The 15464-nt window shown below is 55.2% G+C and carries 12 protein-coding genes; 9 read left to right on the top strand and 3 right to left on the bottom strand.

The features are described 5' to 3' along the window. Positions 1-101: 101 nt before the first annotated feature. Positions 102-881: a hypothetical protein gene (locus ABWV47_RS17880; protein WP_353314368.1), complete on the top strand. Its 780-nt coding sequence runs from the start codon at positions 102-104 to the stop codon at positions 879-881. 47 nt (positions 882-928) lie between these two features. Here the strand turns inward: ABWV47_RS17880 and ABWV47_RS17875 are convergent, their stop codons facing one another. Continuing rightward, positions 929-2302: a M20/M25/M40 family metallo-hydrolase gene (locus tag ABWV47_RS17875; protein WP_353314366.1), complete on the bottom strand. Its 1374-nt coding sequence runs from the start codon at positions 2300-2302 to the stop codon at positions 929-931. Between the two features lie 226 nt (positions 2303-2528). Here ABWV47_RS17875 and hemA point away from each other — a divergent pair, with 226 nt between their 5' ends. The 4 genes from hemA to ABWV47_RS17855 all read left to right on the top strand — a co-directional run bounded on the left by hemA (position 2529) and on the right by ABWV47_RS17855 (position 7030). Further along, entirely contained in the window at positions 2529-3752 is a 1224-nt protein-coding gene (gene hemA / locus ABWV47_RS17870; protein WP_353314364.1) for a 5-aminolevulinate synthase, read from the top strand. A 110-nt stretch (positions 3753-3862) separates the two neighbouring features. Then, positions 3863-5071: a helix-turn-helix domain-containing protein gene (locus ABWV47_RS17865; RefSeq protein ID WP_353314362.1), complete on the top strand. Its 1209-nt coding sequence runs from the start codon at positions 3863-3865 to the stop codon at positions 5069-5071. Positions 5072-5226: 155 nt separating this feature from the next. Next, the gene (gene ispG / locus ABWV47_RS17860) at positions 5227-6354 is read left to right on the top strand and encodes a flavodoxin-dependent (E)-4-hydroxy-3-methylbut-2-enyl-diphosphate synthase (RefSeq protein ID WP_353314360.1); all 1128 of its coding nucleotides are present in this window, start codon (positions 5227-5229) and stop codon (positions 6352-6354) included. Between the two features lie 250 nt (positions 6355-6604). Next, entirely contained in the window at positions 6605-7030 is a 426-nt protein-coding gene (locus ABWV47_RS17855) for a GFA family protein (RefSeq protein ID WP_353314358.1), read from the top strand. 99 nt (positions 7031-7129) lie between these two features. Here ABWV47_RS17855 and ABWV47_RS17850 read toward each other — a convergent pair whose 3' ends face one another. Together ABWV47_RS17850 and ABWV47_RS17845 are read right to left on the bottom strand one after the other, a co-directional pair. Next, entirely contained in the window at positions 7130-7876 is a 747-nt protein-coding gene (locus ABWV47_RS17850; protein ID WP_353314356.1) for a DsbA family protein, read from the bottom strand. Positions 7877-7887: 11 nt separating this feature from the next. After that, a complete protein-coding gene (locus ABWV47_RS17845; protein ID WP_353314354.1) occupies positions 7888-9252 on the bottom strand; it encodes a M48 family metalloprotease in 1365 nt (454 codons plus the stop codon). 22 nt (positions 9253-9274) lie between these two features. On the opposite strand from ABWV47_RS17845, the gene ABWV47_RS17840 reads away from it, so the two are divergent. The 4 genes from ABWV47_RS17840 (at position 9275) to ABWV47_RS17825 (ending at position 15383) form a co-directional block, all read left to right on the top strand. After that, positions 9275-10426, top strand: a complete 1152-nt coding sequence (locus ABWV47_RS17840) for a pyridoxal phosphate-dependent aminotransferase (protein ID WP_353314352.1) — start codon at positions 9275-9277, stop codon at positions 10424-10426. Positions 10427-10580: 154 nt separating this feature from the next. Beyond that, entirely contained in the window at positions 10581-11801 is a 1221-nt protein-coding gene (locus ABWV47_RS17835) for an N-acetylmuramoyl-L-alanine amidase (RefSeq protein WP_353314350.1), read from the top strand. A 180-nt stretch (positions 11802-11981) separates the two neighbouring features. After that, complete coding sequence (locus ABWV47_RS17830; protein WP_353314348.1) at positions 11982-12701, top strand: hypothetical protein; 720 nt, start codon at positions 11982-11984, stop codon at positions 12699-12701. A gap of 126 nt (positions 12702-12827) precedes the next feature. Further along, complete coding sequence (locus ABWV47_RS17825) at positions 12828-15383, top strand: penicillin-binding protein 1A (RefSeq protein ID WP_353314346.1); 2556 nt, start codon at positions 12828-12830, stop codon at positions 15381-15383. Positions 15384-15464 lie beyond the last annotated feature (81 nt).

Here is a 15464-nt window from a genome sequence, read left to right as displayed (position 1 = left end):
CCCTCCAAGAGAAAACGTTTTGATTGGGCGAACATCCTGCATTGATGCTCGTGTAGATTGTATGTCAGTCTGCGCCTTCAACAAGGCTAAGGATTGGAACTATGGATTTTGTCGCGGCGAAACGGCTGATGGATGCTGCCTTGGATAGCGTTCTGGGGAACTTTTGGACAGCATTGAAGGTGACATTGCTGCCTCTTTTCATCTTTGCCATCCTCGTTTTGGTGATGTTTTTTCAAAATATTGTCGGAGGTTTGGCAGCGAATGAGGGCGCCCCGTCAGCGTTCGGATTAAAGGTTGTCATCGCCGCTCTCGCGGGGGCGTTGTTGTTTTACAGCGCGGCCGTCAACTGGCATCGCGCGATACTGCTTCCGCCCGATCAACGCAGCCTTCTTCCCGTTGCCGAAACATTCAAATATCTACTGAAATCCGTAGGAGCTACGCTGTTTTTTGTGCTGATTGGCCTGATGATTGTCGTACCAACCTCCTTCATCACGGGAGCAGGCGTGAGAATTTCGATAGGGGACTTCGTTGGCGCCTACCATCAAGGCTGGTTCCAAGTTGTGCTGACTGCCGCGCTCACCTGGGGGTTTTGGTTTTGGTACCTGTCAGTGTCACCGAGCCTGGTTCAGGCAGCTTTGGGACGTAAGGAGGGGATTTTTGCCGCGTTCAATAGAAGTCTGGAGCATGTCGAGATCACGTGCGGTTTGGCCACTATAATGACGCTGTGCATGTTGGCATATTCCGTGGCCGGTGCGGGGCTGCCGGCTTTGCCGCCGGTGTTGATGGCTGTGGTCGAGGTCGGCGTGCTATGGTTGGTTTTTGTGTTTTCAATTTCACTGCTGACTCAGTTTCACAAGCTGTGCGCAGCTGACGCCGTGTGAACGTGAAACGCCCGCCTAAGGCGGGCGCTTTTCGTTCGTGCATTCACTTACTGTGACAAAGCAGCCAAGATGCGTGCCCATGATCGGGTGCCTTTGTGAAAGCTTTCCATGTCGTATTTTTCGTTGGGTGAGTGGATTTGATCGTCGTCACGACCAAAGCCGATCAACATCGAATCCATATCCAACATATCCTTAAAGAAGCCCGCAATCGGGATGGAACCACCACAACCCACATAGGCAGCGGGACGGGGCCATTCGTCAGACAGCGCTTCGCGTGCCTTCTCAAAGGATGGATCTTCAATCGACATCTGTGACGCGGCGGAGCCTTTTTCCGTGCGGTATTCTACCGTGAATCCCTCAGGCAATTGCCCCTCCAGATAACTGCGAAAGGCGTCTCGAATTTTGTCTGGGTCTTGCTGACCGACGAGACGGAAGGACAGTTTGGCGGAGGCTTGAGAGGGCAGAACGGTTTTGAATCCGTCCCCTGTGTAGCCGCCCCAAATACCGTTTACGTCACAGGTCGGGCGCGACCAAATTTGCTCCAAAGGGGTGCGGTCCAGCTCTCCAGCTGGCGATTTTAGACCCACATCTCCCAAATAGGTTGCGTGATCAAAGTTTAACCCCTGCCACTGCGCGCGGATGTGGTCGGGTAACTCTGGCACGTCGTCGTAGAATCCCGGAAGGGTCACAGCGCCCGTCTCGTCGTGCAAACCGGCCAGAATTTTGGAGAGCACGCGAATTGGGTTCATCGCGATGCCGCCATACATGCCCGAATGAAGATCGCGGCTTGGTCCTGTTATCGTAAAGTCTTCCCCCAAAAGACCACGTAGCATTGTGGTGATTGCGGGAACCGCGCTTTCAAACAGGCCGGTGTCGCAGATCAGGGCGATGTCGCAGCTCAACTCTTCGGCGTTTTCTTTTAGGAAAGGCACAAGGCTAGGGGAACCTGATTCTTCCTCACCCTCAAACAGAAATGTTATCTTGCAGGGCAGGGCACCATGAACAGCCTTCCAAGCGCGGCAAGCTTCGACAAAGGTCATCAACTGCCCTTTGTCATCAGATGCACCGCGAGCACGAATGACCTGACCTGCATCGGTGTCCTCCAGCGCTGGGTCAAACGGGTCTCTGTCCCAAAGTTCCAGGGGATCGACAGGTTGAACGTCGTAGTGACCGTAAAACAAAAGGTGCGGACCAGGTCCATCAACATGCCCGACAACCATGGGGTGCCCGGTCGTTGGGCGTTTTTCCGCTTCGATTCCAATGCTTTGAAGCTCAGACACCAACCACTCGGCGGCACGGTCGACATCGGCGTTAAAAGCCGGGTCTGTAGAAATTGATTTGATCCGCAGCAGATCAAACAACCGGTCGACTGCGTCGGGCATGTTCTGATCAATACGGGCGAGTACGGGGTCCAGCGTCATGAAGGCTCCTGTAAGTTGGTTGGGGTGCGACGATTTGCGGGAACCGTAACACCGGATCGGCCAGTGTCCAGACTCGCGCATTTACACATTGATCGATATCAATGTGGTATCGTTGTGTCGTCTGGTAGCCATTGCCCAACGCGCAACGGATGACTAAAAGAGCAGCGATGTCTTAAATGGGCATTGCAAAGCCAAGTCTCTGAGACTGGTAAGAAGGAACGCCACTGTGGATTACACTGCAAAGCTAGATGACGCAATTAATCGACTTCACGAAGAAGGGCGCTATCGCACGTTCATCGACATCGAACGTAAGCAGGGGCATTTCCCGCATGCGACTTGGACCCGTGAAGATGGCAGTGCGCGTCCGATCACAGTGTGGTGTGGTAACGACTATCTTGGTATGGGACAGCATCCTGTTGTGATGAATGCGATGCATGACGCTGTTGACGCTGCTGGTGCAGGATCTGGTGGCACTCGGAACATTTCGGGCACCACAGTTTTCCATAAGCGGTTGGAAGCTGAGTTGGCTGATTTGCATGGCAAAGAAGCCGCATTGCTTTTCACCAGCGCGTATATCGCCAATGACGCGACGTTGAGCACTCTGCCAAAACTGTTTCCTGGACTGATTATCTATTCAGATGAATTGAATCACGCATCAATGATTGAAGGCGTGCGCCGCAATGGCGGCGCGAAGCGTATCTTCAAACACAATGATGTGGACCATCTGCGCGCGTTGTTGGAGGCGGATGATCCTGCCGCGCCGAAACTGATTGCTTTTGAGTCTGTGTATTCCATGGACGGAGATTTTGGACCGATTGAAGCGATTTGTGATTTGGCGGATGAGTTTGGCGCTTTGACCTATATCGATGAGGTGCATGCTGTCGGCATGTACGGTCCACGTGGTGGTGGCGTCACTGAGCGTGACAATATTGCGCATCGGATCGACATCATCAACGGCACTTTGGCCAAGGCCTATGGTGTGATGGGCGGCTATATCGCCGCGTCTGAAAAAATGTGCGACGCTGTAAGGTCTTATGCGCCAGGGTTCATTTTTACGACATCGCTTCCTCCGGCCATTGCTGCTGGGGCTGCAGCCTCGGTCGCACATCTGAAAACAGATCAGGCGTTGCGCGAACGCCATCAAACTCAGGCGAAAATACTGAAACTTCGGCTGAAAGGTTTGGGCCTGCCTATCATTGACCATGGCAGCCACATTGTGCCGGTGATTGTTGGAGACCCTGTCCATACCAAGGTGTTGTCCGATCATTTGCTTGAAGACTATGGCATCTACGTTCAGCCAATCAATTTCCCAACCGTTCCACGTGGTACGGAACGACTACGGTTTACGCCGTCTCCCGTACACGGCCCGCATGAAATGGACGCTCTTGTGGGTGCTCTGGACGCACTTTGGAGCCATTGTGCGCTGAATCGTGCCGATTTGGCAGGTTAACCACACATTAAGTTCTCGCGGTCCTTAATTGTGCTATAGATTCTGTTAATAAGGGATCGGTCCGAATCGGGGATGATGAAGGGTCGGCGGTGCGAGATGGGGCATTTGTGATGATCGGGCGCAGATCAAAGCGCAATACCGAAGAGGTAGTTGAAGGCCCGAAAGGGTACGATGACTTTGCTGTCAGTCTTGGCGACATGATGCGCGGAGAGCGTGCAACGCTGGGCAAATCTCTTCTCGATGTTCAGCGTGAATTGCGTATCCGTGCCAGCTATATCGCTGCCATTGAAAACTGTGATCCATCTGCATTCGAAACGCCTGGGTTTATTGCTGGGTACGTGCGCTCTTACGCACGCTATTTGGGGCTCGACCCGGAAACGGCGTTTGACATCTTTTGTGCAGAGAGTGGGTTTACCACTGCGCACGGCATGTCTGCGGAGGCCTCGGGCGCGCGGAAGACCGAAAAGGTTGCTCCGGTGGTTTCTGGTGATCCGTTTGCAAGAAATGCACCGTTCACTCCCATTCAGGAGTCATTGTTGTCTCGTATCGAGATGCGCGCGGTTGGATCATCTTTGGTGTTGGTCGCCTTGATTGCTGCGATCGGCTACGGTGGATGGTCTGTTCTCAATGAAATTCAACGTGTTACGCTTGCGCCTGTGGAGCAATCTCCAGTTGTGTTGAGCGATTTAGACCCGCTGGATCGTGCGGATCGTATGACGTCTCGTCCTGAGACTGCGTTAGAAGGCGAAGCGGTTGCTACATTGGGGGCTGGTGTGTTTGCGCCAGCTGAAGCTTTGGATCGATTGTATCGCCCTCAGGCTCTGGATGTTCCAGTATTGGTGGCGCGTGATGCGCCGATTTCACAGTTGAACCCCAATAATATTGGTGTGTTCACTCCGCAGGTTCCGGAACTTGTCGCCAAAGTGGCCGTTGAGGAAGAACGTATCGTTCCCAAGGTCGTTGAGGATGACGCACCAGAGTTGGTGCTGATGGCCGTGCGTCCCGCATGGGTGCGTGTGCGCGCTGCAGATGGCAGCGTGTTGCTTGAGAAAATCCTTGATGCAGGCGAGGAATATATCCTGCCGGCAACCGAAGAGGCCCCTACACTGCGGGCCGGGATGTCTGGTTCTGTGTATTTCAAAGTGAACGGCGCACTTTATGGCCCTGCAGGTGAGGGCACCGGCACGGTGCGGGACCTGCAGCTTGCGACGGATGCGGTGAGAGAGAACTTTGCTGTTGCTGATCTGGCAGATGATCCAGAGCTGGCAAAAATTGTGGCTCTGGCGGCCGCCGCGGATGTTGTTGTCGCGGAAGAGTGATCAAGGCACTGTCCTAGAGACTCAATCATTTCATATACTTGATAGACCTGCGCGCAAACCATCGGTGTCTGTGCGTCTTCGCGCATTGCTCCTGAACTGTGAAGTGATTAGACAGGCATCAAAGCTGTTCTTGCGATGGTGCGAAAGGCCCTGACATGTCCATGAACCACATCCGTCCTTGGCGCAATATTGAACGACGTAAGTCGCGTCAGATCATGGTGGGCAATGTGCCTGTCGGCGGCGACGCACCGATTGCGGTTCAAACAATGACAAACACTGACAGTGGTGATGTGAAGGCAACACTGGGTCAGGTGCTGGCAGCTGCGGAGGCCGGAGCGGACATCGTGCGCGTCTCCGCGCCAGATGTGGCGGCCACGCAAGCGTTGAAAGAAATTACAAAAGAAAGCCCTGTTCCAATCGTTGCTGATATTCACTTTCACTACAAACGTGCAATTGAAGCGGCTGAGGCGGGCGCAGCGTGTTTGCGGATCAACCCCGGAAACATCGGTGATGAGAAACGGGTCAAAGAGGTCATCAAGGCGGCCAAAGATCATGGCTGTTCGATCCGCATTGGTGTCAACGCCGGGAGCCTTGAGAAACACCTGTTGGACAAATACGCGGAGCCGTGTCCAGACGCGATGGTCGAGAGCGGCTTAGAGCATATTAAGATATTGCAAGATAACGACTTTCATGAATTCAAAATCAGCGTCAAAGCCAGTGATGTCTTCATGTCTGCGGCTGCATATCAGATGTTGGCAGATGCCACAGATGCGCCGATTCACCTTGGGATCACCGAAGCTGGCGGCTTTGTCAGCGGCACAATCAAATCCGCAATTGGGCTCGGACAACTTCTGTGGATGGGTATTGGCGATACCATACGCGTGAGTTTGAGCGCCGATCCAGTCGAAGAGATTAAGGTTGGTTTTGAGATCCTCAAAAGCCTTGGTCTTCGTCATCGTGGGGTCAATATCATCAGTTGCCCGAGCTGTGCGCGGCAAGGCTTTGATGTAATTAAGACTGTGGAAACATTGGAAGAAAGGCTTGCGCACATTCACACACCTATGAGTCTTTCGATCATCGGCTGTGTGGTCAACGGGCCCGGTGAGGCCCTGATGACGGATGTGGGATTCACCGGCGGTGGTGCGGGGGCTGGCATGGTGTATTTGGCCGGTAAGCAAAGCCACAAAATGTCCAACGAAGAGATGGTCGATCACATCGTTGAGCAGGTTGAGAAGAAGGCCGCGCAAATTGATGCTGAGACCTCTGCTGAGGCAGCGGAATGACCTAAATCTCCCGCGAGGCGATATTGGTTAATGTCGCAATCGCATGGTGAAATTGCGCGTCGGTATCGCGTCTGTATTGCGGTGGTATCGCGCCGGTCTCAAATCTACCATTTTGCACCCTTTCAACACCGTACGTTGCACTAGGAAAATTCAGGGCAAATACAGCGTACTGTCTGCGCCTTTCGCAAAAAGTGCGACAAGATCAAGTCTGTTGGGTTGTGCCTGTCATGTGCCACTATAGAGTTGCCGAATGTGCACAAATTTTACCGGAAAGTGCCTCTGCGGGGCGGTAACCTATAAAGCCGCTGGTCAGCCCGTTGTGGTGGCGCAGTGTCATTGCGAAGAGTGCCGCCGTTTGAGCGGCACCGGGCATACTGTTGGTGCCATGTACTTGGCGGAAAATGTTGATGTGCATGGGCAGGTCGGGGTCTTCACCTATGAGTCTTGTAAAGGCACCACGGTCAGCAAAGGGTTTTGCGTGAAATGTGGCAGCCCGATCTGGGGCAAAAACACAGGGTCACCGCAGCATATCACCCTGTCGCTTGGTACCATGGATGATGCGCGCGATTTGGCAGTTGAGGTTGTGATTTTTGAGCGGGACAAGCCGCATTGGGATCAGCTCGATGCCGATGTTGTTCGGTTTGCGACACAGCCAGATTGGACGCCGGAGACTTAACGCCACCCACTTGGGGCGTGGACTTGATAGCTGTTTGCCGCCTCAGAAAATAGAAAGCAGCGGACGGGCCGCTGCTTTTTGCGTTGTATGGTCAGGCCATCAGCTGCGTTTGTCAGCGACAATGGCGCGCATGTTCTCCAGCGGCAGGTAACCACGCAGCATTTCGTCTTGCAGTACAAAAGACGGTGTGCCGGAAATGTTCATGTCACGTGCCAAGGCGCGGGTGGTGTTGATTTCCGACGTAACCTCTTCGCTGTTCATATGCTCCAAGATATTGTCCGCCTCAAACCCAAGGCTTTTGGAGAGTTTTGTCAGCGACTTTGGCGTCACATCACCGCGCATTTTGATCAGGCTGTCATGTGCCAGTTTGTAGGCGTCATCCCCCAATTTCTGCTTCACGGCGATGGCAAAGCGGGCGCTTTGCTCAGACGCTTCGCCAAGGATTGGATATTCTTTCACGATAAAGCGGATGTTGCCGTCAGAAGAGATCAGCTCTGCAACTTCATCGTGCGCCTTGCGGCAATAGCCACAGCGGTAATCGATGAACTCCACCAGCGTGATGTCGCCCTCGGGATTGCCACCTTGCCAGCTGAAGCCATCATCAAACAGACGATCGGCGTTGTTGGCCACCAAATTCACGTCTGCATTGGCCTGCTCCGCTTCGCGGCGCTGTTCCAAAACCGCCACCGCTTCCATGATCACCTCTGGGTTTTCCAGCAGATAGGCGCGGATTTCGGCGCGAAACGCACTGCGTTCGCTGTCTGACAGGGCATCGATGTCAAAGGCCAAAGCAGAGGAGGCGGTTAAGGACAGGGCCACCATGGCCGGGGCGAACAGGTGTTTCATGAAGGTCTCCATCATCTTTTTTTGTTGGCACGCTTTGCGGCGCTCACAATATCTTCGGCACGTCGGGCGGCGCCAGAACCACGGGGCAGGCGGACCAGTGCACGTTGCGCATGTATGTCGGCATCTTTCAGGCGATTGGCAAGGGCATAGCGCTCTGCGGATGCGAGTGAGGCCATCCCGTGTTGACCTGTCTGGGAATAGGCAGATCCAAGGTCGCGCAAGACTCGCGCGTCGCGAAAATCAAGATCGCGGGCCTGTTCCAAATAGTTCAGCGCCTCTTTGGGGCGTTTGACGGCCAGCAGCGCGCGGCCAAGACCCCCCAAGATCAAAGCATTGCGTGGTGCAAGATCATTGGCTTTGCGGTAGGCGGTCACAGCGTTCTGAAACTGTCGGTTTTCCAGATAAATCTGACCTTTCAGTTCATAATAGAACGCATCGTTGGGACGGATCGCAAGCGACTGATTGATGTGGGAGATGGCTTTGGCCAAGTTTTGTTGGCGGTGATACGCCACGGCGAGCCGCATGTGGCGCACATCATCCGCCGGGCTTTCTGAGGCGCGTTGCATGGTCCACTTGGTCGGGCGCAGAAAGGCGGTGGTTTTGCCGCGTGCGCGGTCGTACCAATAGTCCAGATCAGGTTGTGGGCGGGACTTGCCCGAGTAGGCGGCTACAAACCCTTCCATGGCGCGCACCCGGTCACGTGTCAGCGGGTGGCTGCGTGTGTAGGGATCTTGCCGAGAGACGTTCAAAAGCTCCTGGCCTTCAAAAATCTTGTGCACTTGCACCGCGCCAATGGGATCAATGCCAGCCGCCGCCATATAACGCACAGCGGATTGGTCTGCGGAGGCCTCCTCGGAGCGGGTGTGGGCAAGAAATCGCCGTTGGGCGGCGCTTTGAGTGCCCAAGGCCAGCCCCGCGGCCACATCTCCGCGTCCTGTGGCGGCAGCAGCGGCAAGCGCAAGGGCGAGGCCCAGGCCGGATGCGGTGCGCGCCGAATCAAGATTGGCCATGCGTCGGGTGATATGTCCGTTGGCGATATGGGCCGATTCATGTGCAATCACAGACTGCAGCATTTCAGGTTTGGACATGCGCATGAGCATGCCGGTGTGAATGAATATATGGCTGTGATCGACCACAAAAGCGTTGAGGCTATCATCCCCAACCAGCAATATTCTAACGGTATCGCCAAGGCCGGCAGCGTTTAAAACGGGTGACGCCATTTTGCGCAGGGCGTGTTCAATATCAGGATCACGCAGCAGGCTGACCGCGTGGGCAGTTGACGTGGTGACCATCAGCACAAGCGCCGTCAGCAAAGCGATGGCGCGGGCCTTAAAAGCGGTGATTGACGGCGCCGTCATTTCGCGGTGAAAGCTCATGGCGACACTAGGGAGCAAAATGATGCGGAACTCAAGACGTGGGGCAGTTGATCCCTTCATTGTGATGGATGTGATGGAGGCGGCGCGCCAAGCCGAGGAGGGCGGGCGCCATATCATCCACATGGAGGTGGGCCAGCCGGGCACTGCAGCTCCTCAGGGCGCGCGGGATGCTTTGGCAGGTGCCATGTCGCAGGGCGCTCTGGGCTATACGGTGGCTTTGGGCATCCCGGAACTGCGCACCCGGATCGCGCAGCTTTACGGAGAATGGTATGATGTGGACCTGAACCCAAGTCGGGTGATTGTGACCCCGGGGTCGTCAGGTGCGTTCTTGCTGGCGTTTACCGCGCTGTTTGATGCCGGAGAGAGGGTGGCGATTGGGGCACCGGGATATCCAAGCTATCGACAGATTCTCAAAGCGTTGAGTTTGCAGCCGTTAGATGTGCAAACCGCGCCTGAAAACCGGTTGCAGCCCGTGCCGGATGATTTGCGCGCCTTGGATTTTGATGGGCTGATGGTGGCGTCGCCTGCAAACCCGACAGGCACGATGTTGGATGCGCCTGCTATGGGGGCGTTGATTGATCTGTGCCGCGAGAAAAACGCGGAATTTATCAGCGATGAGATTTATCACGGCATCGAGTATGAGGCCAAGGCGGTGACGGCGCTGGAGCTGACGGATGACTGTTATGTGATCAACAGCTTTTCCAAGTATTTCAGCATGACCGGCTGGCGTGTGGGTTGGATGGTTGTGCCTGAAGATCACGTGCGCAAGATCGAGCGTTTGGCGCAGAACATGTTCATTTGCGCCAGCCACGCCAGCCAAGTGGCGGCACTGGCTGCGATGGAATGTCATGAGGAGCTTGAGGCCAATATGGCGGTGTATCGCGCCAATCGAGACTTGATGATCTCAGGGCTGCCAAAGGCGGGGTTTGATAAGTTTGCGCCGCCAGATGGCGCATTTTACGTCTATGTGGATGTGAGCGCCTTTACCCAAGACAGCCGGGCCTTTGCAGGTGACATTTTGGCGGAGGCAGGTGTTGCTGTAACGCCGGGGTTGGATTTTGACCCTGTGCGTGGCCATCAAACGTTGCGGTTTTCTTATGCGCGCAGCACGGCCGACATCGAGGATGGTTTGGCGCGACTGCAGCGATTTATGGCAGCGCGCGGATTTGTGTGACCGGTGTGCGGGCCTGTGGGGAAAGCGCTCCTTTGCTTGCTATGGTGGCAGCGGACCCCTTCGTTTGAAGGTATTTTGATCAAAGGAAAGCTGGGCGTGGCGGTGTGCTGGCGGCTGGTGTAAGCTGTGGCAAAAGACAACGCGAGAGAGCGGCATGAGCAGGATTTTTCTGACATTGGTTTTGGGGCTGTGGGCCTGTATGGCGACCGCCCAGGACGCGGGGTTTTCTGCCTTGGCGCGGCTGGATAAGGCCAGCAGCAACCTGTCAGAGGGGTGGCGCGGGGCAGCGGAATTGCGGCTTGGCTTGTCTCAAGGGGTGCCATGGAGGGTGTTCACATTGGATGCGCCGCGCCGGGTTGTGCTGGATTTCAAAGAGGTGGATTGGGGAGACCTTCAAGCCGCTGACTTGGGCGTCGCAGAAGGTGTTTCTGCGGTCAGATTTGGCGCATATCGTCCGGGTTGGAGCCGGATGGTGCTTGATCTGGAGCGCGCACTGGCCGTGGACACCGCAGAGATGGCTGTGGATGTTGGCACGGGCGGCGCCACGCTGACGCTGGTTTTGTCACCTGCGGATACCTTAGAGTTTGCCAAGGCGGCGGGGGCACCACATGATCCACGTTGGGATTTGCCGGAACCTGCGACCCCCGAGATTTCACGCGCCGAGGATTGGGCAGAGACAATCATTGTGATTGATCCGGGCCATGGCGGTATTGATCCGGGCGCAGAGCGCGGGGACGTGCAGGAAAAGACCTTGATGCTGATGTTTGCACGTGAGCTGCGCGACGTGTTGCGACGTGCGGGCGGCTTTGAGGTGGTGCTGACGCGCGATGAGGATGTGTTTGTGTCCCTTGAGGGCCGCGTCGCGATGGCGCATCAGCATCAGGCGGATGTGTTTGTGTCGCTGCATGCGGACAGCCTGAGTCAGGGCAATGCCAAAGGGGCAACGTTCTACACATTGTCTGAGGAGGCCAGTGATGCCGCCTCTGCCTTGTTGGCGGAGCGTCATGACCGGGCTGATATTCTCTCGGGTGTGGATCTGTCGGGGGCGGACGATGAAGTCACCGATGTGTTGTTGGATCTGGCACGGATGGAAACGGAGCCGCGCACCGAGACTTTGGTGCATTCGCTGGTCGATGCTTTGAAAGAGGGCGGTGTAAGACTTAATCGTAAGCCATTGAGAGAGGCCGCATTTTCAGTTCTGAAAGCAGCAGATGTTCCGTCTGTTTTGGTGGAGCTTGGCTTCATGTCTGATCAGCAGGATTTGGCCAACTTGACAGATCCGGGGTGGCGGGCAGCCATGGCGGCAGGTCTGAGAGATGGGCTGTTGGCATGGGTGGCTGAGGACAAGGCGACGCGGGCGTTGGTGCGGCAGTAACGCGGAGACAGCAGTGAAGAACGGTTTCAGTAATTTTGTTTGAATTGGCGTTGTCTCTAAGAGGGGTTTTTGAGTCTAGTTTGGTGCATGTTCGACATTGCTCGGTTTTGAAGATGAGTAATGCGGTGCTGCACATGCAGGCACGGTTGGTGAAGTAATTGGTAGGAAGGAGTGTAGCGTGTGGCCAAGGTGAACAAGGACTTAGAGAGGCTCGCCGATGTCGCGGATGTTCTGGAAGACATGGTAGAGCACCCGGTCACAATGGTAAGGCGACAGTTCGCGATGGCTGCCTATTGTGTGTTGCTGTGTCAGGACTACCAAACATTTGTATCAGATTTGAACGACGATCTGGCAGAGGTGACAATAGAATTCTCGTCCGATACCGTTCCAAAGAAATTGTCAGCCAATCAAAAACACCTGCAAAAGACCGCGGATCGCTTGCGCAACAAGCTGCGCAAAATACTGAAGGCCAAGCGGGCGCTAGACATACAAGGCTTGCTAGACGAGACGTCTTTGTTGCTCAAAGAAGCGGCGACTGGTCTCCCGGGGTTGGGTTTGATCAGGAAGTCGGCGAAAGAAGTTCGGAAGGTTTTTTCTCAGGAAGGCAGTCTTGGCGTCACATTGAGTGATTTGCAGGTGCATCTGTCCGGTGTTGCGGATGAATTTGAATGGCGCACACAGGCGCTCGCTTCCCTTGGTATTGAGATAACAACAAGGTTGCAGTTATTGGAGAGGTTTCAGAGCGATGACGGTCTAGAGTTGCCCAGTGATTTGGTGGCATTGGAAATATTGTACAAAGAAACTTTTTTCGATGTATGCGGCCATTTCTATGAGACGGTTGACCGCGTGCTTTCAGATCACGGCGGGTCACCGGTGTTTTCGGAGCTTTATGACCATTAGGCAAAAGCTCTAGAGATATGCGCGCCTGATGCGGCGCAAATTTGCTGGTTCCTACAGAGACGTGTTTTGACCCTGTGCAACGGCCTCTGTATAGAGGAGCTCTGAGCGACGTCAAAAGGCCTGCACGTGATACGATTCATACTGTCCTTCTTCGGGACCATTTTCACCTTTGTGACCATGGGGATTGCCGTGGTGGCGCTCTCTATTGGTGCGGTGTTCTGGATTTATGGCCAAGAGCTGCCGAGCCATGAGAGCCTTGCGCAATATAAGCCGCCCACCATCAGCCGGATTTATTCGGGTGAAGGGCATATCATTGATGAATTTGCCAAAGAACGCCGTTTGTTTGTGCCCGCGGATGAAATTCCGGAGCTGGTGAAAGAGGCGTTTATCTCGGCAGAAGACAAGAATTTCTACACCCATTCCGGCTATGATGCGCGCGGTATTGCCGCCGCCGCCGTGGAGGCTGTGCAGAGCCGTGGCGCCAATGTGCGCGGGGCGTCTACGATCACGCAGCAGGTGATGAAGAACTTTTTGCTGTCAGGCGATCGCCGAATTGAACGCAAAATCAAGGAAATCATTCTGGCGACTCGGGTTGAAGAGACGTTAAGCAAAGATCAGATTCTGGAGCTGTATCTGAACGAAATCTTCCTTGGTCAGAACTCTTATGGTGTGGCTGCGGCGGCGCAGACCTATTTCAACAAAACGCTTGAACAATTGACGCCACATGAGGCGGCGACGCTGGCCTCAATGCCCAAAGCGCCGGGCAAATTTCACCCGGTGCGCAACAAAGAGCGTGTTCTGTCGCGGCGCAACTTTGTGCTCAAAGAGATGTCAGAGAACGGCATCATCACACAGGCGGTATATGAGAGCGAAAAAGAGTTGCCTTTGGCATCGGTGCAAAACGGTGACTATGAAAGTTACAAAGTGGGTCTGCCACCTCGGGATTACTTCACCGATGAAATCCGCCGTCAACTGAGCCGTGATTTTGGTGAGGATGAGTTCTTTTCCGGCGGGATGACTGTGCGCTCCACCGAAGATCCAGAGATGCAGGATGTGGCGGCGCGCGCGCTGCGTCGGGCGCTTGAAAAATATGACCGCTCGCGTGGGGTGTGGCGTGGCACAGGCGAAGTGCTGCCTGCGGAGATGTTGACCGATGAGGTGAGCTGGCGTGCGGGGCTGGCCAATCTGTCGGTGCCGCGTGATGTCGCTCTGGAAGGTCAGTGGTACCCTGCTGTGGTGCTGCGGGTTGGCAACAATGACGCGCGTGTTGGTATCGAAGGCATCGAAGAAGATGATGACGGACATTGGGTTCCAGCCAAAGATGTCACGTGGGCACGCAAGCAACGTGAAGATGGATCATTGGCGCCCAAAGCGAAAGTGGCCGGAGATCTGGTGTCTGTGGGGGACGTCGTATTGGTGCGCGCGATCACCAATGACGAAAGTGGCGCGTTTGTGCGCTGGTCGCTGCGGCAGGTGCCGGAAGTGCAGGGCGGTTTTATGGCGATGGACGTCAACAACGGCCGTGTGATCGCCATGCAGGGTGGCTTTAGCTATCAAGACACGGTGTTTAACCGCGCAACACAGGCGAAACGTCAGCCGGGCTCAAGCTTCAAGCCGTTTGTTTATGCCTCCGCGCTGGACAGCGGATACTCACCTGCAACCATCGTGATTGACGCGCCGATTGAGATCAACACGCCGCAGGGTGTGTGGCGGCCCAAGAACTCCACCAACAAATTCTACGGTCCGACCCCGTTGCGGACCGGCATTGAAATGAGCCGGAACTTGATGACCATTCGTTTGGCGCAAGAGGTCGGCATGGAAACCGTGGCGCGCTATGCGGAGCGGTTTGGTGTTTATGACAATATGGGTGCGTTTTTGGCGAACTCGCTGGGGGCGGATGAAACCACACTTTATCAAATGGTGGCCGCATACGCGATGTTTGCCAATGGCGGTGAGCGTGTTGAGCCCACGTTGGTGGACCGTGTACAGGACCGTTACGGCAAGACGATTTATCGCCATGATCAGCGCGAATGTACCGACTGTTTGGACCCAAGCATCCCCGAAACACGCGGCCCGCGGATTGTGACCAACCGCGAACGGGTGATGGATGCGGTGACCGCCTATCAGCTGACCTCGATGATGGAAGGTGTGGTGAACCGCGGCACGGCCAGCAGCCAGATCAACCTGTCCGTGCCTGTGGCTGGTAAAACCGGGACCACAAACGAGGCCAAAGATGTTTGGTTTGTGGGCTTTACCTCCAACATCGTGGCTGGGTGCTATATCGGCCATGACCGTCCACGTCCGTTGGGGCGTGGCACCTATGGGGGCACCACCTGTGGTCCTGTGTTCCAAGAGTTCATGGAAGAAGCGATCAAGAAATATGGTGGCGGCAAGTTCCGTGTGCCACCCGGCGGACATTTCATCAAAATCGACCGTTACACTGGTGCGCGTTTGGACAATGACGCCAGTGGCACGCATGTGGTTGCAGAGTATTTCCGTGACGGCGAAGAGCCGGTGTTTGGCATCACCTACGATGGTGGTTTTGCAATGGGGTCCAACTTGCCTTTGGTTGAAGAGGTGCAAGCCTCTCAGGGGCGCGAAGTGACCACATCGTCAGGCGGCACGGGCATTGTGGGGCCGAAAGCGGATTTTGGCACTGTGAGCTCTGGCGGTCTCTACTAAAGCGCCCGCGCAGGGGGACAGGTCGCGCGCCCGCTCTTGCAGGCACGGCGGGGTTGCCATTGCAGTTTCCGGTGGCGTAAA

Origin of the sequence: Shimia sp. NS0008-38b (assembly GCF_040370365.1) — a bacterium.
GTDB lineage: Bacteria > Pseudomonadota > Alphaproteobacteria > Rhodobacterales > Rhodobacteraceae > Shimia.
This window is presented reverse-complemented; position numbering and strand designations above follow the sequence as displayed.

Bases quoted from the DNA above. Each gene is read 5' to 3' on its own strand.
- ABWV47_RS17880 (WP_353314368.1), top strand. From the start codon at position 102: ATGGATTTTGTCGCGGCGAAACGGCTGATGGATGCTGCCTTGGATAGC.
- ABWV47_RS17875 (WP_353314366.1), bottom strand. From the start codon at position 2,302: ATGACGCTGGACCCCGTACTCGCCCGTATTGATCAGAACATGCCCGAC.
- ABWV47_RS17865 (WP_353314362.1), top strand. From the start codon at position 3,863: ATGATCGGGCGCAGATCAAAGCGCAATACCGAAGAGGTAGTTGAAGGC.
- ispG (WP_353314360.1), top strand. From the start codon at position 5,227: ATGTCCATGAACCACATCCGTCCTTGGCGCAATATTGAACGACGTAAG.
- ABWV47_RS17855 (WP_353314358.1), top strand. From the start codon at position 6,605: ATGTGCACAAATTTTACCGGAAAGTGCCTCTGCGGGGCGGTAACCTAT.
- ABWV47_RS17850 (WP_353314356.1), bottom strand. From the start codon at position 7,876: ATGAAACACCTGTTCGCCCCGGCCATGGTGGCCCTGTCCTTAACCGCC.
- ABWV47_RS17845 (WP_353314354.1), bottom strand. From the start codon at position 9,252: ATGAGCTTTCACCGCGAAATGACGGCGCCGTCAATCACCGCTTTTAAG.
- ABWV47_RS17840 (WP_353314352.1), top strand. From the start codon at position 9,275: ATGCGGAACTCAAGACGTGGGGCAGTTGATCCCTTCATTGTGATGGAT.
- ABWV47_RS17835 (WP_353314350.1), top strand. From the start codon at position 10,581: ATGAGCAGGATTTTTCTGACATTGGTTTTGGGGCTGTGGGCCTGTATG.